12 protein-coding genes are annotated in these 17455 nt (G+C 46.7%); 7 read left to right on the top strand and 5 right to left on the bottom strand.

The window, feature by feature from the left end; translation table 11 throughout:
* Positions 1 to 570 precede the first annotated feature (570 nt).
* A complete protein-coding gene (locus NFI80_RS15560) occupies positions 571 to 1113 on the top strand; it encodes an RNA polymerase sigma factor (RefSeq protein ID WP_235156858.1) in 543 nt (180 codons plus the stop codon).
* Positions 1114 to 1165: 52 nt separating this feature from the next.
* Here NFI80_RS15560 and NFI80_RS15555 read toward each other — a convergent pair whose 3' ends face one another.
* Positions 1166 to 1798, bottom strand: coding sequence for a hypothetical protein (locus NFI80_RS15555; RefSeq protein WP_235165129.1), 633 nt, complete (start codon positions 1796 to 1798; stop codon positions 1166 to 1168).
* 29 nt (positions 1799 to 1827) lie between these two features.
* Positions 1828 to 2658 (bottom strand): prolipoprotein diacylglyceryl transferase, encoded by an 831-nt coding sequence (gene lgt, locus NFI80_RS15550; protein WP_233795133.1) that lies wholly within the window; start codon positions 2656 to 2658, stop codon positions 1828 to 1830.
* A gap of 50 nt (positions 2659 to 2708) precedes the next feature.
* On the opposite strand from lgt, the gene yidD reads away from it, so the two are divergent.
* Complete coding sequence (gene yidD / locus NFI80_RS15545) at positions 2709 to 2918, top strand: membrane protein insertion efficiency factor YidD (RefSeq protein ID WP_233795134.1); 210 nt, start codon at positions 2709 to 2711, stop codon at positions 2916 to 2918.
* On the opposite strand, the gene NFI80_RS15540 is transcribed toward yidD, so the two are convergent.
* Positions 2915 to 3868 carry an AAA family ATPase gene (locus NFI80_RS15540; RefSeq protein ID WP_026631209.1) on the bottom strand — a complete coding sequence of 318 codons (954 nt, stop codon included), beginning with the start codon at positions 3866 to 3868 and terminating at the stop codon, positions 2915 to 2917. The two genes, yidD and NFI80_RS15540, sit on opposite strands and share 4 nt — an antisense overlap.
* A 49-nt stretch (positions 3869 to 3917) precedes the next feature.
* A complete protein-coding gene (prmC, locus tag NFI80_RS15535) occupies positions 3918 to 4778 on the bottom strand; it encodes a peptide chain release factor N(5)-glutamine methyltransferase (protein WP_233796323.1) in 861 nt (286 codons plus the stop codon).
* A 92-nt stretch (positions 4779 to 4870) separates the two neighbouring features.
* Here prmC and ribD point away from each other — a divergent pair, with 92 nt between their 5' ends.
* Positions 4871 to 5938 carry a bifunctional diaminohydroxyphosphoribosylaminopyrimidine deaminase/5-amino-6-(5-phosphoribosylamino)uracil reductase RibD gene (gene ribD, locus NFI80_RS15530; RefSeq protein WP_235165128.1) on the top strand — a complete coding sequence of 356 codons (1068 nt, stop codon included), beginning with the start codon at positions 4871 to 4873 and terminating at the stop codon, positions 5936 to 5938.
* Here the strand turns inward: ribD and NFI80_RS15525 are convergent.
* Complete coding sequence (locus NFI80_RS15525; RefSeq protein ID WP_026631212.1) at positions 5935 to 6708, bottom strand: shikimate dehydrogenase family protein; 774 nt, start codon at positions 6706 to 6708, stop codon at positions 5935 to 5937. The genes ribD and NFI80_RS15525 overlap by 4 nt on opposite strands.
* 282 nt (positions 6709 to 6990) lie before the next feature.
* On the opposite strand from NFI80_RS15525, the gene NFI80_RS15520 reads away from it, so the two are divergent.
* The 4 genes from NFI80_RS15520 (at position 6991) to NFI80_RS15505 (ending at position 17451) form a co-directional block, all read left to right on the top strand.
* Entirely contained in the window at positions 6991 to 12387 is a 5397-nt protein-coding gene (locus tag NFI80_RS15520) for a S8 family serine peptidase (protein ID WP_235165127.1), read from the top strand.
* 87 nt (positions 12388 to 12474) lie between these two features.
* Positions 12475 to 13413, top strand: coding sequence for a nucleoside hydrolase (locus tag NFI80_RS15515; RefSeq protein ID WP_235165126.1), 939 nt, complete (start codon positions 12475 to 12477; stop codon positions 13411 to 13413).
* A 146-nt stretch (positions 13414 to 13559) separates the two neighbouring features.
* Entirely contained in the window at positions 13560 to 16166 is a 2607-nt protein-coding gene (locus NFI80_RS15510; RefSeq protein ID WP_235165125.1) for a family 20 glycosylhydrolase, read from the top strand.
* A gap of 37 nt (positions 16167 to 16203) precedes the next feature.
* A complete protein-coding gene (locus NFI80_RS15505; protein WP_235156865.1) occupies positions 16204 to 17451 on the top strand; it encodes an MFS transporter in 1248 nt (415 codons plus the stop codon).
* Positions 17452 to 17455 lie beyond the last annotated feature (4 nt).

The following is a 17455-nucleotide window of genomic DNA, read 5'->3' as shown; positions in this document are numbered from 1 at the left end:
GTTGAATGCGGCTTTGGTCCATGGATAACGATTCGGCTTTTGGAATATAATACTCCTGATCACAAATGACAGGCTATCCGCGCTCACGGCATTTTCCTGAAATGTTATAAAATTGTTAACAGGCTCTGTTGGCCCCTGCGTAAAAAATTAGTTTTCAATAGTAGATTCTGCTAAGAAATGATTGATAATGAGTATATATAACGGCTGAGCGCGGTTTGTTTAACTAAATATTAATAAAATTGGATTGCGCAAATTGAAGATATTTTTACGCATTTTGCGATTTGGATTTCAAAATCTAAGCGTAGATTTATGAAAGAATTACGAATAAGCCGCTCAACATAAAACTTTGCCGCATCGAAGAAAAGCAAAATTTGCAATTGCTTTGGTAATGTTTTGACCAATGAAATTTTAGAAAATGTCCTGATAGTCAATTTTATATCGATTTTGAAACGATGTAATCTTTGATAATGGTGCAATGTTACTATATCAAGAAATAAAGTTGTAAAAGAAACATTTTCTCTGTTGAATGTACGTGCTAACCCTATATATAATTCGATAAACTCTACAACCGTGGCCTATCCTGACGAAAATATCCTGAGAAAAGTAACGCAAGGCGACGAACAGGCTTTTGCTGAACTTTACAATTACTATAAAACTCCTGCTTTGCGTTTTACCACGTCTTTGCTGAAAGATGAAGAAGAGGCGGAAAACATGGTTCAGGATGTTTTTATTAAAATTTGGGTGAAAAGAGATCACATTAAGCCCGAGTATAACTTCAATTCTTACCTGTTTACCTGCCTGCGGAATATGGCTTTCGATCATTTCAAGAAGATCGAAAAAAGCGAGCTGTTACGTAAGAATTACATGGAAGCCATCAGAATGGCGGATGAAGATGAAAAGGAAGAGGGAGAAAGAAGGATCAGCCTGGTTGTAGCGGCTGTGGATTCGCTTTCGGTGAAAAGAAGGCAAATATTAAAACTGAATATTGAAGAAGGGAAATCTTACCAGGAGATCGCAGAGTTTCTGAGGATCTCTAAAAATACAGTGAAAAACCAGCTGGTTAAGGCGAAGCAGATCCTGAGAGAAAAGGTGGATTTTGCGACAGCGTATTAAAGCTTTTCAAACGGTCTTAAAAAAAGCAGAAGCGTGATTGCTTCTGCTTTTTTTATTTCAAATTGCCTAATTTGGCGAGATCCAGATCTTTCAGTGCGTTTTTAAGCTGATCCACCGTAATGTGGTCGCCCTGCACATTGACGACGAAACGGTCGGCTACCAGCACATTTACTTCCCCGGATTTGCCTTCGTTGTCGTATTTTTCAAATGCTTTATAACCCTCTATTTTTGTCGTTTTTTCGTATCCGGTGGTCGTTTCTTTATCAATTTCCGCCATCGACCAGCCTGCAAGTGCCATGGTCGATACACCGGCAATGCCTCCTGTATCTACGATTTCAATGTTCAGATTTTCGTCGCCTTCACCTTTGTATTTTGCGCTGGCCGTGGACACAGTGAAACCCATCGCGCCGGATTTTTCGCCAGTGGCTTCCGTGCGGGACATGCCGGCAATTTTTTCAGGCATGAGCTCTTTCAGTTTCCGAAAATCAATCGGGTCAACCGCTTCGCGGCTTCCCATTTCTTTTGCTTTATCGGCGAATGCCTCCAATGCATCAACAGCAGATTTATCAGCCTCCTGCTCAGCTCCTTCCTGCTCAGCCCCTTCTTTCTCTTCCTGCTTCCCTCCGCAGCTGCTCAAAAGCATGGCAGACGCAAGCACCAACGACAGCATAAACGATGTTTTCATCTTGACGGGTTTTTAGATTCAATATTAAATTATCCGGCCAGTTGATGCGTTGATTTTCTGGACTGGTAAATAAAATATAAACCAAGTAATACGGCTGGTATACTCAGAATCTGACCCATATTCAGCAGATAATTGGCTTCGAAGGCTTCCTGGTTTTCTTTCAGGAATTCGTAGAGGAAACGTAAGGTGAAGACCCAAACGAAGAAAATTCCGACCATTAAGCCACGCGGCGTTGCTGACTTGTATTTGTTCCAGATCCACAGCAGGATAAAGAAGAGTATAAAACACGAAATGGATTCATAAAGCTGGGCGGCGTGGCGGGGAATCTGACGGAATTCGGTGTTTTGAACAAAAACAAAACTCCAAGGAACGTCGGTAGGTTTACCCACGATTTCGGAGTTCATTAAATTTCCAAAACGGATGAATGCGCCAGCCAGTGCGATCACGATCACCATCCTGTCGGCAACCCATAAAAACGTTTGCCCGGTTGCGGTTCTTGAACGCGAATAAAGCCAGAGACCTGTTATGATCCCGATGATGGCTCCATGGCTCGCCAGACCTGCATAGGGAGGCAGGATTACTTCAAGCGGTTTTTTGAAAAGAACTTCCGGCTCATAAAATATGAAATGGCCGAGGCGCGCTCCAATGACCGTGGACAGCACCATATATAATGTGAGCGAATCAATATCTTCCAGCGGTTTTCCTTCTTTCTTGAAAACATGGATCATTACTTGTTGTCCAACGAGGAAACCGGCGGCGAAGAGGAGGCCATACCAGCGTACAGGAAATGGTCCAAAATCACCAATTTGAGGAATAGTGAAAATTTCAGGACTGACATTCCATATTATATACGAAATCATGCTTTTATGATGTTAATTGCCAAATATACTACTTTGACACAAGAAGCGAAATGAAATTTTTACTCATCGGGCTGGTTCGGATTTACCAGGGTGTGCTGTCTCCTTACCTGCCAAATTCTTGTCGTTATACGCCCACTTGTTCACAGTATATGATCGAGGCAATCAGTAAGCATGGCGTTGTAAAAGGCACCTGGCTGGGCTTAAAGCGGTTTTCAAGATGTCATCCGTGGGGAGGTCACGGACATGATCCGGTCCCTTAACCAATCGCCACTTTCCGCAAAATGGAATCAATGATCGCCATTGTTCTCACGCCGTCTGCTTCTGCTTCGTAGTTGAGTAAAATCCGGTGGTTCATAATGTCCGGTGCAAGCTCCTTAATGTCTTCCGGCAACACATAATCGCGTCCTTCCAGGTATGCTAATGCTTTTGCCGCTCGGTTCAGGTAAATGGTTGCGCGTGGAGAAACGCCAAACTGAATGTAACGCGCCTCATCACGAAGCCCGTAATCCAGCGGGCGGCGGGTGGCAAAGACCAGCTCGATAATATACTTTTCAAGCGTTTCCGAAATGTTCACTTTGTTGACATTGTTCCGGATTGCGAAAATGTCCTCTTTGTTCAGGATCGGTTTGATCTGGTAGTCATAGTTAATGTCCGACATGCGGCGCATTACTTCCAGTTCTTTGTCCTTTTCAAGGTAATCGACGTAGACTTTCATCATAAAACGGTCGATCTGCGCTTCCGGAAGCGGGTAGGTTCCTTCCTGCTCCACCGGGTTCTGCGTTGCGAGCACCACAAATGGCCGGTCGAGCAGATAAGTTTCATCCCCGATCGTTACCTGTTTTTCCTGCATGGCTTCCAGCAAAGCCGACTGCACCTTGGCAGGGGAGCGGTTCACCTCATCGGCAAGAATAATATTTGAAAAAATAGGCCCCTTTTTTACCTCATAATCCCCAATCTTAGGCTTATAGATCATCGTCCCGATCAAATCGGCGGGCAGCAGGTCGGGCGTAAACTGGATCCTTTTGAAATCAAGGTGCAGCACCTTTGCCATCACATTGATCGTCAGTGTTTTGGCTAGTCCGGGTACACCTTCCAGCAGGATATGGCCGCCGGTGAAAAGACCTATCAGGAGCCTGTTGAGCAGTTTGTCCTGCCCCACAACCACCTTGCCCATCTCATTCAGCACATCCTTTATTTTCTCTATATACATTGATGATTGGTCTATATGTTGGCGGTTTCCTTTGGCCCCCGGCGGATGTTTACTTCCAGATCGCTCTTACGAAGCGGTCTTTTCCGTGGATGTCGCGCAGGATTTCTACGTTCTTATAATTTCTTTCCTCAAAAACCTGCTTGGTCCCGGCTCCGAAGTGCTCGTTGATTTCTACGTAACACTTTCCTTCGGGTTTTAAATGGTGTATGCCAAAATCTGCGATGGCTTTGTAAAACAGCAATGGGTCGCTGTCTTCCACAAATAATGCTTCGTGGGGTTCAAAACGAAGGACATTCGGGCGCATATGTTCCTGCTCTGAGTAAGTTACATATGGCGGGTTACTCACGAGGCAGTCAAACTGGATAATGTTGCCGGGGAGCGGGAACGTGACATTAAGCATATCCTGCTTGGCAAAAGTTACGTCGGCAATGAGCTGACGCGCATTTTCGCGGGCAACTTCCAGGGCTTCATCCGAAACATCCCAGGCGTGTACCGAAACGTGTGGCAGGAAACGTGCAAGCACAATGGCAATGCAGCCACTGCCGGTTCCAATGTCGAGAATAGAAATATTTTTGTCCGGTTCTGCGTAATCGCGGGTCACCATTCTCACCAGCTCTTCCGTTTCGGGGCGCGGGATCAGTACGGAGGATGAAACGCGGAATTCGAGTCCGCAAAACTCGGTGGATCCGATGATATGCTGAACGGGTTCATTGTCATTCAACCGCGCGATAATCGTATCCCAATCCGGCTGGGCCGTGTTTTCAGGAACCGGTCTGTCCACAAGTACATCAATATTGCGAAGCCGCATATAATGTTCGAGTAACATAAAAGCGATTGCCTGCGCTTCTTTTTCGGGATAAACTGTAATGCCTTTTAGTATATATTGATATAACTGACGTGCCGAAGTCATTTTCTGGTGTTTTTTATTCCAATGTCGGAAAGTTAGCAAATAATAGGAACTCACGAAAGTTGAGTTTAAAAGGAGGTTTGTATTTTTGCCGCATGGACGCAGATATTCAATGGATGAGACGGGCTTTGCAGCTTGCCGGCAACGGTCGGGGAAGTGTAAGTCCTAACCCGATGGTGGGGTGCGTGATCGTCCATGAAGGCGAAATCATAGGAGAGGGCTGGCACCGGCAGTATGGCGGTCCGCACGCGGAAGTTTGGGCTGTTAAGGATGCCGAATTAAAAGGAAATGCGCATTTGCTGCCCGCATCCACGGCATATGTTACATTGGAGCCTTGCTCACATATGGGCAAGACGCCTCCCTGCGCGGATCTGATCATTAGTAAGCGACTCAAAAAAGTGGTCATTTGCAACAATGATCCCAACCCACTGGTGTCAGGAAGAGGCATTTCGCGTATGCTGGACGCTGGGATTGAGGTTGAAATCGGCGTGCTGGCAGCGGAAGGTTTGGCGCTCAACAAGCGGTTTTTCACTTCTATGGAGCAGAAAAGGCCTTATGTAATCCTGAAATGGGCCGAAACGGCCGACGGATTTCTTGGACCGGAAACGGGCGGGCCACTGCGGATCAGCGGAACGCTTTCAAACATGCGCGTGCATCAATGGCGGACGGAGGAAGACGCAATTTTGGTTGGTTACAAAACCGCATTAATGGACAATCCCAGGCTGAATGTTCGCAATTGGGAAGGCCGTGATCCGGTGCGCGTTGTCCTGGACAGACATTTGCAACTTCCCCAGACATTGAATTTATTCAGCAAAATACAGCCGACTATTGTTGTTAATTATTTGCAGGAGAGCAGCTTGCCGGATTCGCCAGAGCGTTATTCGTCCAGTTTGAACATCAGTTATTTAAAAGTTAACCCGGGTGCAGACGAGATCGGACAAATGCTCACAAGCCTGTTAGCCCGTAAAATCCAGTCCATTTTTGTTGAAGGCGGTGCCGCAGTGATCAATGCGTTTTTGCAGGCCGGCTTATGGGACGAGATCCGTCGTTGCCAGGGCCCGCCGGTTATTGGTAATGGCGTAAAAACCCCTGTTGCAACCGGCATTCTTACGTCGTCCGAAAAAGTAGAAAAAGATCTCTGGACCTATTATTCCCGCATTTAAACGCTCCACAAGTTTTCTTCCTGCGTCCAGATCTCCCAGGCTTTTTCTGCTTGCAGTTCCAGCATTTTCAGGCCATTCTGAACAGCTGCGCCCTTCTCAGCCCCTTTTTTCAGGAACAATGTTTCCGCAGGATTGTAGACCAGGTCGTACAGATAATGCTTTTTTGTAACGAACTGGTAAGGAATATTAGGGCACTCCTCAATTTTGGGATACATGCCCAGCGGCGTTGTATTGATGATCAGTAAAAATGAATTCATGACTTCTTCCGTCAATTCCTCATACATGATGGAGTCATCACTTTTCTGGCGGGAAACCAGCTTATAATCCATATGCATATCCTGCAAAGCAACCTGGACCGCTTTGGCAGCGCCGCCATTTCCTAGCACCAATGCACTGAAATTGCTGCACTTTTCACCCCGCTTGTCCATCCATTCTTCCAGCGACTGTCGGAAGCCGTAATAGTCTGTATTGAAACCTTTTGTGCTGCCGTCAGCATATATTTTGATGGTGTTAACGGCTCCGATACGCTCCGCAGAAGCATCGTCCAGATCATCCAGGTAGGATATTACCTCTGTTTTAAAGGGAATAGTCACATTCAAACCTTTCAGATCCGTCTTCTTTTTTAATAAAGCCGGCAATCCTTCCAGTGAGCTCATTTCAAACAGTTCGTAGCTGCTTTCCCTGATTTTCTCACGGAGAAACTTGTCGGTGAAATAGCGCTTTGAAAAAGAGTGGGTCAGGGGAAATCCGATCAGGCCGTATAGGTTCATAGAGTCTGTGCGCGCTGCTGACAACGCAAAAGTAACGTGGAAAATAAATTGCGAAGTTAACCCAGTGGTCAGGCAAATACAAAATTAATGTGACCTGCAAAATGTGAGCTGAGGATTCACAAAAAATAAGATGCTCAAATAGGGTCGGTTGAAGGTGTTATTGGCCTAAATGTCAATTAGTTGACTTATAGTGTTGGTAACTAGTTAAACAATGCTAGAATTAATTTGTAAATCGAGCATATTTACACTAGAATTACCTGTCGTACTTATTATTAAAATGTTATGGAATGGAAGAAACTTTACCACACACTATCGTTTTTCGCACTAACCTCCCTATCAGTTACCGCCCAGAACGGTAAGGATTTTAAGGTCCTTTTAAACAGCGGGTCATTCACTCCCGAAAAAAATATCAGCGCCAACAAGCAAGGCGCCAATCTCAGAACAGCGGCAGACGGTTCGCGTACTTTCGTTGTGATACAGTTTGAATCCATCCCGAACAATGCGGAGCGGGATGAGCTTAAAAAGCAGGGCATTGAGTTGCTGGATTACATTCCCAACAATGCTTATACAGCAACAGTCGCCGGCAATTCGGATAAAAGTGCGTTGGCCCGGATGCACGGACGGGCCATTTTTGAATTAACTCCTGAACAAAAAATGCAGCCGGGACTTGCCAAAGGTCAGCTTCCTGTTCATGCAGTCAAGTTGCCGGGCACGGTGGACGTCTGGATTAATTATCCCCGATCTTTTACTTATCAGGAAATCAGCAGCCAGTTGAAGGCAAAGGGTTTTGAAATTATTTCGGATCAATATAAAGATTATCAGGTTGTTGCCTTACGCATTCCGGATAACCGCATTAAGGAGCTTGCCGGACAGCCATTTGTCCAGTATGTGCAAGCCGCACCAGCTCAGGATAAAGCATTTAACAACCGGAGCCTTGTAAATGGGCGTGCCGGTTTGCTGCATTCAACATTACCCAATGGCCGTAAGCTGACAGGAAAGGGTGTTGTCCTTGGGCATGGCGATGATGCCAATCCCATGCTGCACATTGATTTCAATAACCGCATTATTAACCGGGCTGCCATTGAAGCCGGGCAGCATGGCATGCATACCATGGGAACCATGGCCGGGGCAGGCATTATGAACGAGCTTTATGCAGGTTATGCGCCCAAAGCGACCATTGTTTCGCAAAGTTTCTCCAATATCATTGCCTATTCTCCGCAGTATGTGAATGATTTCGGGATGGTTGTGACCAATAACTCTTACGGTGGCGAGATAAACAATTGCGAAACTTACGGCATTTACGATCTCTATTCACGCATTCTGGACGAACAGGCATTTCAATTGCCCAATCTACAACACGTTTTTTCGGCGGGTAACAGCGGTGGAGGCACCTGTTCTCCATATCCACTGGGTTTTGGCAATGTGATCAGCGGTTATCAGACTGCCAAAAACGTCATCAGTGTCGGCAATACGACCGATGGAGGAGCGATCGCAAGCAATTCAAGCGTCGGGCCTGTGCGTGACGGGCGCATCAAGCCGGAAATTGTGGCATTAGGCTCATCGGTCCGGTCGACGATTCCCACTAACCTTTATACTAATGGAAGTGGAACGAGTATGTCGAGCCCGGCGATTTCGGGTGGTCTGGCGTTGCTTTACGAGCGGTTTCGTCAGGTCAACGGCGGCGCCAATCCTAAAAATGCATTGATGAAAGCGCTGATCTGCAATGGCGCAACGGACAGGGGAAATGAAGGCCCGGATTATAAGTTTGGCTTTGGCTGGATGGATCTTTCGCGGTCTGTGAAAATGCTGGAAGATAAAAACTACGTAAGCGGGTCGGTTGAACATCAGCAGACATTAACGCATAACATTCAGGTTCCGGCAGGAACGGCGCAGTTGAAAGTAATGCTGTATTATAATGATCCGGCAGCAGCAGTGCTTTCTACTCAAAACCTGGTCAACGACCTGGATTTGAAAGTATCAGATCCATCGAACAATCCGACACTTCCCAGGCTGCTCGATCCTACGCCGTCGAAAGTAAATGCGACAGCCACGACCGGCGCGGACCGTGTCAATAATGTGGAGCAGGTTACCATCAATAATCCTGCTGCAGGGAATTACACAATCTCGGTCAATGGCCACGCCGTTCCGCAGAACCCTTCCCAGGAGTATTTCGTCGTTTATGATTTCATTCCTGCCGCAACCACCATCACTTACCCGCTAGGTAATGAGCGATTGAAAGATGGGGATGCCTTGATCATCAGCTGGAATGCTCCTACGGATCCACAGAGCACTTATACAGTTCAGTTTTCAACCAATAATGGTGGCTCATGGACAAATATTGCCGCGAACCTGGCTGCTGCAATAAGGCAGACAACCTGGACCATCCCGGCCGGGACGACCACGGATCAAGCCAAAATCAAGGTCATTCACAAGAAGAATAACAATGTGGTTGGCGAAAGCAGCAGCGAAGCCTTTACCATTGTCGGCATCCCGGCCCTGACTTTATCCAGCCTGCAATGTGAGGGTTACATCTCCCTTGACTGGACCGCCGTCCCGGGCGCAACGGACTACGAGATAATGCTTTTGAAAGGCGAAGAGATGATGCCTGTGGGCACCACGACGCAAAACAAGTATGTGCTGAGCGGAATGTTGAAAGATTCTACTTATACCATGTCGGTCCGGGCGCGCATCAACGGGCATCCGGGCAGAAGAGGGCTTGCCATTTCGAGGAGGCCGGACAGCGGGACCTGTGCCGGTACCATTTCCGACAATGATTTAAAAATTGAATCCATACTGACACCAGTTGGTTCTGGGCGGAAAAACACCTCTTCGGAGCTTGGTAATGCGATTTTTGTCAAGATCAGGATCAAAAACCTGGATGATGTGGACTTTAACGGGCCCGTTGAGGTAGGTTATGTTCTGGATGGGCAAGCCATCCCGCCGCAGACTATATCGCCTTTTATCGAAAAAGGAAAAACATATGACCATACATTCAGCATTGGCGCTGATATGAGCCAGGTGCGTGATTATAATTTGCAGGTTTTTATCCACAGTCAGCCTGATCTGATTTCAGCCAACGACACGCTTACCAAAAGTTTCAGGCAGCTGCCCAATGATCAGATCGCTTTGCCTTTTTTGGATGACATTGAAAACCTGCCCATTCAGACCTGGGTGAAAAGTCAGACGGGGCTCACCGGTGACGGCAGATATGATTTCAGTTCTTCCACTACGGCCGGACGTTTGAGGACATTTCTGAACACCGGCATGGCCGCCTCGGGCCAAAGGGCGTTGACGCTCGACGCGAACCGTTATTTTTCAGCAGGAAACATCAGTTATCTGGACGGAACATTCAATCTCGCCGCTTTTGATGTAGAAGATGTGGATGTAAGGTTGAATTTTAAATACAAAAATCACGGACAAAAGACCAATGCCAACAACCGCGTCTGGATCCGTGGAGCAGACACCGATCCCTGGATTGAAGCTTATGACCTGTTTGCAAATCAAAATTCTGCTCAGGACGGCTATAAAATGCCGCAGGGAATCGAGCTCAGCAAACTGCTGGCTTTGAACAACAAAAATTTCTCATCCAGTTTTCAGGTCCGCTGGGGCCAGTGGGGCAAGATTATCGCCGCCGATTACATGACCGGGGCGGGTTATTCATTTGATGACATTATGCTTTATGTGGTTACGGATGACATTCAAACATTGGCCGTTACGCAGCCGGCAGCCGAAAATTGCGGTTTAGGCAATGCTGAACCTGTTATAGCACAAATTCGCAACAGCTCAGCGAGGACCATTACCAACATTCCGGTTTATCTGCAACTGAACGATGGTTCCATTATCACCGACACCATTGCTTCGCTGGCCAAGCGGACGACCATCGACTATACATTCAATGATAAAGTGGATTTGTCAGCTTACGGCTGGCATGTGATAAAGGTTTGGGCTGGTTTGGATACGGATAGTTACCGGTTGAATGATACGCTGACGGTAAAAATCCATAACGCGCCGGTGATCAGCGCTTATCCTTATCTCGAAAACTTTGAAAGCAATGACGGCCATTGGTATACAAAAGGAACAAACAGCTCCTGGCAGCACGGAAAGCCCGTTTCTACGCAAATAAATACCGCTCCCAGCGGGAAGAATATTTGGAAAACCAATCTTGCAGGCACAAACAACGACCGGGAAGAATCTTATCTGATATCACCCTGCTTCAATGTTACCGGGCTGAATGCACCCACACTGAGTTTCAGCGTGGCGCTGGATATGGAAGTTTGTGACCCCGTGCCGTGCGACATTGCCTACCTGGAATATTCGGGTGATGGCGGTGCATGGACGAGGCTGGGGATGCAGGGGCAGGGCACAAGTTGGTACAACAAAACATACTCCGGAAAAGGGTCCTGGAGCATCCAGGATTTTGTAAGATGGCATGTGGCTACTATTCCGTTGCCCACGGGGTTTGCCAGTTTGAAGATACGCTTTGTTTTCAGTGCCGATAATTTCAATAACAGGGAAGGCATCGCTTTGGACGACATCCATATTTATGACCAGGCCAATGGGATTTATGACGAAGCAAGCACGGGTTCACCCATTACGCAAAATGTTCCCGCCACCAATAATTGGGTGCATTTTCTGAAAAACAATAAGCTTGTGGCGTCGGTTAATGCCAATGGGCAAAATATCGGCAATACGGATGTGCAGGCTTATGTCAACACTTCGGGCGTCAGACAGGCTAACAGTAATTATTATCTGGATAAAAATTTTACAATCAAACCGCAAAATTCCTATCTGGCCGATTCGGCCGTGGTAAGGCTTTATTTCCTGGAAAGTGAGGCGCTGGCCTTGGTAAATGCAACGGGCTGTAACACCTGTGACAAGCCGGCCAATGCTTATGAGTTGGGAATTTCGAAGTTTAAGAGCACGGACCTGTCCAAAGAGGATGGTAACATTGATAACAGTTTGGGTATCGGATGGACTTTTCACCCATCGGCCAATGTTAAGAAAGTGCCTTATGACAGAGGTTATTATGCTGAGTTGAAGGTAAAAACATTCTCTGAATTCTGGCTTGCCAAAAACTTCATCGGTTCCGGTGAAGCATTGCCTGTTTCGCTGATCAGCTTCTCGGCCAGGAAAAAAGATGCCGATGGTGATAAATCGGTTTTGCTCGAATGGCAGACTACTTCCGAAGAAAACTTTGACCATTTCGAGATTGAAGTAGCAGCTGGAAATGACGCCTACCGCCAGAATCAATTCGTGAAATTGGGTGAAATGATATCCCGAGGCGGTTTGAACGTGACACAGGGTTATGCATTTACGGACAAGCGTTCATCGCAAACGGGTGTGCTTTATTATCGGTTAAAAATGGTGGACACGGATAAAAGTTACCGGTATTCGAGCGTTAAACCTGTGTTTTTTGATGATAAACCATCCTGGCAGGTTTACCCAAATCCCTCCACAGGCATGTTTTATGTCACTTATCAGGCCAATACGGGTGCGGAGGTGACCGTGAATGTATATGACAACGGCGGCCGTATGTACCAAAGGTCGAAATCGGCAGCAACGGGTTTTGTCCAAAAGCATAAAATGGACCTTACCGGCGCGGAATATGGTTCCGGGACTTATTTACTGGAAGTGGTGAGTGGAAAGGAAAAGCAGGTCTTTCATGTTTTGAAGCATTAAAGCGGTTAAATTTGCGCAAAAGTGTTTTTCTTAATGATTGCCATGCATAAAATAATACTGATATTTTGTCTTTTAACTTGTTCCCACGTGTATTCTCAAACAGGAAGCCGGCTCCCCAAAACATTAATTCTGGATACGGACATTGGCCCGGATTATGACGATGTGGGCGCCATGGCGGTCATGCATGCCTTGGCAGACAAGGGGGAAGTAAGGCCTTTGGCGGTGATCGCTTCCAATAAAAATGAATATGTAGTGCCTACGATCGACCTGATCAACACATTTTTCGGACGACCCGAACTGCCAACAGGAGCGCCGAAAGGAGCGGGAGCGCCAGCCTTTGGCGCTACGCAAAAATGGCCCGAAATGCTGGTTGAAAAGTATCCGCACAAGATCAAAAATACCGCCGACGCAGAAGATGCGGTAACGGTTTATCGTAAAATTTTAGCCAAACAACCGGATCAGAGCGTCACTATCGTCACTATTGGTTTTTTAACAAACCTGGCTAATCTGCTTGATTCGAAACCTGATGCACATTCTCCCTTGTCGGGGCTGGGCCTGGTGAAGAAGAAAGTAAGCGGCCTTGTGAGCATGGCCGGTAAATTTCCGGCAGGACGTGAATACAATGTATATGCAGACTCACTCGCCTCTCAGAAGGTTTTCACGGAATGGCCCACGGAAATCATTTTCAGCGGTTTTGAAATAGGGCAGGAGATCCGGACCGGTGTGCATGTGATTGCAAATGAAAGATTAAAAGGCCCCGTTAAAGATGCTTACCAAATGGCCATGTCCAAAAGCAAGGAGGATGCCAATGGCCGCCAGAGCTGGGACCAGACTGCAGTGCTCGTCGGCGTACGTGGTGTACAGCCTTATTTTGGACTAAAACGCGGGAAAATCGTCATTACAGATGGGAACAACACCTGGCAGGACGACCCCATGGGCCCGCACGCGTACCTCACACCCGGCATGCCGACTGCCCAGCTCACTGCATTGATCGAAGGATTAATGATGTGGGAAGGTAAAAAATAGGTCCGTTGGCGGACCAGGATCATTGCGGCAATTGCTGAAAGAAATACTAGTATATTTTCCTAAGTTATCAGTAATATTAATGCTGTAATCCGGCTTGCCTGCATAGCAACCGTTAAAACTCATCAAATCTTTGTATTTCTGACCCAATGAAGAGAATATTCCTTTATCAGCTTGTTGCATTTTGTTTCCTTATCCTGGCCGGCTGTTCGCGCAGCGGTGACGTTACCAAAGAGCAGGCGCAAAAAATCGGTATTTCGTGGAAGCTCATTACCAATTTTATAGAGCCAGCGCATAGTTTCGATGCCAAATTCACCCTTAGAAATGGCAGCGATTTTACACTCGACGGCACCAACTGGGCATTGTTTTTCAATATGTCGCCTCGGCCGATCCAGCGCAATAAAACACCGCAGCCGGCTATCATTGAGCATTTGAATGGGGATTGGTACAAAATGGTGCCGGGTAAGGATTTCAAGCTTGCCCCGGGTGACTCTATCATTGTAAATTATACCGGAACAGAAGGCGTCATTAAGGAAACGGATGCGCCAATGGGCTTGTATTTTGTTTTTTATGACAAAGAAGGCAAAGAGAAGGAGATCGTGCAGGTTGCAGATTTCAAGGTTGAACCATTTGTTGCCAAAGAGCAGATCCTGAGGGGAAAAGATGATCTTGTGCCGCTTCCAACGGCGGAGCAGCGTTATAAAGACAATCTCAAATTCAGTAAGCTTGGCGCAGAGCAGCTTTTGAAGATCATTCCGTCTCCGGTAAAAATGAGTGCCGGCACGGAGACATTTACATTAGATAGTAAGGCCAATGTATTCTACCAGAAAGGTCTTGAAAAGGAAGCCAAATATCTGATTGAAAAACTAAAAACAGTTACCGGAACAGATTTCCCGATCCGCGAGGGACTGCCGACCACAACAACGGCCGAGGCTCCGTCTATTGTTTTGAACACAGGAACTGTATCTGTAAACGGCATTGCCAAGGAAGCGTATAAGCTAGGCGTTAATGCAAGCGGCGTAAATATTACGGGCAGTGATGCGGCAGGCGTTTTTTATGGCATTCAAAGTCTTTTACAGCTTGTACCAACGGAATCTTACCAAAAACCGGCCCCATCTATCTTATTAGGGCATATTCAGGTTGAGGATGCACCGCGTTTTCATTTCAGAAGCATGCATTTGGATGTGGGCAGGAATTTCCAGACAAAAGAATCTATAAAGCGCGTGCTGGATCTCCTGGCGTCATATAAAGTCAATCACTTTTTGTTTTATACCACGGAGGATGAAGGCTGGCGCGTTGAAATCGACGGGTTACCTGAACTCACGGAGGTAGGCGCGCACCGTGCGCATATGTCAGGAATCGGTGCTCCTGCATTGCATCCAAGTTACGGATCAGGGCCGGTGGCAAATGATGAGGGTAAATATGGAAGTGGTTATTACACCCGTGCCGATTTTATTGAAATACTTAAATATGCAAACGACAGGCACATTAAGGTGATCCCGGAAGTGAATTTCCCTGGTCACGCGCTGGCAGCGATCAAGTCAATGGAAGCGCGCTATGAACGTTTGATGAAGGAAGGAAAAGAGAAAGAAGCGAACGAATACCGGTTGATTGATCCGGAAGACAAGTCCGTTTACCTTTCGGCGCAGGCTTATAAGAACAATACTGTAAGTGTAGCCCGGGAATCCACTTATCATTTCTTTGAAAAAGTGGTGGATGAATTTGCCAAAATGTACAAAGAGGCAGGTTTGACGATGGATACTTTCCATACGGGCGGTGATGAGGTGGCCGAAGGCGCCTGGACCAAGTCGCCTATGGCCATTAAATTAAAGGCTGAAAATCCGGAGATCAAAGAATTCCGCGACCTGCAAACTTACTTTTTCAGAAAACTGCTGCCAAGACTGGAAAAGCGCAATCTCAAAGTGCATGGCTGGGAGGAAGTTGCCCTTACCAAAACCAATGCAGGCATTTACAATGCTAACCCTGAATTCGTGGGCCATCCTGTGGTTCCTTATGTTTGGAACAATGTATATGATGTGGATTTGGGTAACCGCCTCGCCAATGCCGGATATCAGGTTGTGCTTTGCAATGTGACGAATTTTTACTTCGATATGTCTTACAACAACGACCCAAGAGAGCCAGGCTTGTATTGGGGAGGATTTGTGGATACGCGCGATAACTGGGCATTTGCACCATTCAATATGTTCCGCACAACGGAGCAGACGGCTTTGGGCAAGCCTATGAAAGAGGAATTCGTAGGTAAGCAGCAGCTGAAACCGGAGGCGCGGAAAAATATCATCGGAATAGAAGCGCAGCTTTGGTGCGAGACGGTGAAAGGCCGTGATATGATGGAATACTCTATTTTACCAAAATTGATGGGTTTTGCAGAAAGCGCCTGGGCAGCGGAACGCAAGTGGGAGAATGTGGCTGACGACGCAGCGCGGAAAAAAATGATCGATGAAGGCTGGAATGTTTTTGCCAACAGCATTGCGCAGCGGCACATGCCAAGAATGAGTTTTGTGAACGGAGGTTATAATTACAGGCTTCCTATGCCGGGCGCTGTGGTGGAAGGCGGCATGCTGAAAGCCAATGTGGAACTTCCCGGACTTGCTATACGCTACACCACGGACGGTTCGGAGCCAACTGCAAAATCGCCGGTTTACGAAGCGCCGGTAAAAGCATCCGGAACGATCAAGCTGAAAAGCTTTGATATGGCTGGTAGAGCGAGCCGCACTAGCGTAGTTGCTGCCCAGTAAGCACGTCACAAATAGTGGATAGTAAGCCCGAACCCTCATGCAAAGGAATATTTTTATTGTTATCCTGATCCTGCTGATATTTTTTGTCATCTCTTTTTTGACCAATATCCTGGGTCCCATTATTCCGGATATCGTCAAAAGTTTCAGCCTGAGCATTGGCCTTGCGGGATTTCTTCCTTTTGCGTTTTTTGTGGCCTATGGGGTTATGTCAATCCCGGCAGGCCTGATGGTTGAGAAATACGGAGAAAAGCCAGTGTTACTACTGGCTTTTTTTCTTGCTTTTTTAGGAGCGCTGCTGTTTGCTATTATTCCAAGCTTTGCCATTGCACTAGGCTCTCTTTTTCTGATCGGGATTGGCATGGCCATGCTGCAAGTAGTCATTAACCCCTTGTTGCGGGTTGCAGGCGGCGAAGAGAAATTTGCATTCTTTTCGGTTCTGGCGCAGCTTTTCTTCGGCGGGGCATCATTTCTCAGCCCCATGCTTTACAGTTATCTGGTGCTCAATGTGCATTCAGGCAATTCCGGTTTTTTAATTGATACATTAAATAATCTTGTCCCTGAAAACCTGAAATGGGTTTCCCTGTATTGGGTTTTTGCCGTTATAGCATTGTTAATGGTGGTGGTGATTTCGTTGGTGAAATTTCCCAAAGTGGACCTGCTGGAAGACGAGCGTATGGATGTGGGACATTCATTTAAAGAACTGGTGGCGAACAAATCAGTCTGGCTGTTCTTTTTGGGCATTTTTGCGTATGTAGGAACCGAGCAGGGCATTGCCAACTGGATCTCTCAATTTTTACAAACCTATCACAATGTTGATCCCGCCACTAACGGCGCGGCGGTGATTTCCTATTTCTGGGGATTGCTTACCATCGGGTGTTTTCTGGGATTGATTTTATTAAAAATATTCGATAGCCGTAAAGTGCTCGTTTTCTTCACTTCCGGGGCTATTTTATCATTGGCTTTCGCATTATTTGGTTCAAAAGCGGTTGCTATGAATGCATTTCCTATCACCGGTTTCTTTGCCTCGGTCATGTATTCGGTGATTTTCTCGCTTGCGTTGAATTCAGTTCCGAGGCATCATGGAACGTTCTCGGGCATTTTGTGTGCCGGCATTGCGGGCGGGGCGGTTGTGCCTTTAATCGTTGGCGGGCTGGGGGAGTTGTTTGGATTACAAATGGCGATGCTATTCCTTTTTGTGCCGCTGGCTTACATTTTCAGCATTGGCATCTGGGCCAAACCACTCGTTAATAATGATACGATTTCGAGCATTAAGGACATCTTCTGATCAT

It is taken from the genome of Dyadobacter chenhuakuii, assembly GCF_023821985.2.
Taxonomy (GTDB): Bacteria; Bacteroidota; Bacteroidia; order Cytophagales; family Spirosomataceae; genus Dyadobacter; species Dyadobacter chenhuakuii.
The sequence above is the reverse complement of the archived record's forward strand: the minus strand, read 5'-3'. Positions and strand labels throughout refer to the sequence as shown.

Bases quoted from the DNA above. Each gene is read 5' to 3' on its own strand.
- ribD (WP_235165128.1), top strand. From the start codon at position 4,871: ATGGACGCAGATATTCAATGGATGAGACGGGCTTTGCAGCTTGCCGGC.
- NFI80_RS15525 (WP_026631212.1), bottom strand. From the start codon at position 6,708: ATGAACCTATACGGCCTGATCGGATTTCCCCTGACCCACTCTTTTTCA.
- lgt (WP_233795133.1), bottom strand. From the start codon at position 2,658: ATGATTTCGTATATAATATGGAATGTCAGTCCTGAAATTTTCACTATT.
- prmC (WP_233796323.1), bottom strand. From the start codon at position 4,778: ATGACTTCGGCACGTCAGTTATATCAATATATACTAAAAGGCATTACA.
- yidD (WP_233795134.1), top strand. From the start codon at position 2,709: ATGAAATTTTTACTCATCGGGCTGGTTCGGATTTACCAGGGTGTGCTG.
- NFI80_RS15520 (WP_235165127.1), top strand. From the start codon at position 6,991: ATGGAATGGAAGAAACTTTACCACACACTATCGTTTTTCGCACTAACC.
- NFI80_RS15555 (WP_235165129.1), bottom strand. From the start codon at position 1,798: ATGAAAACATCGTTTATGCTGTCGTTGGTGCTTGCGTCTGCCATGCTT.
- NFI80_RS15505 (WP_235156865.1), top strand. From the start codon at position 16,204: ATGCAAAGGAATATTTTTATTGTTATCCTGATCCTGCTGATATTTTTT.
- NFI80_RS15510 (WP_235165125.1), top strand. From the start codon at position 13,560: ATGAAGAGAATATTCCTTTATCAGCTTGTTGCATTTTGTTTCCTTATC.
- NFI80_RS15540 (WP_026631209.1), bottom strand. From the start codon at position 3,868: ATGTATATAGAGAAAATAAAGGATGTGCTGAATGAGATGGGCAAGGTG.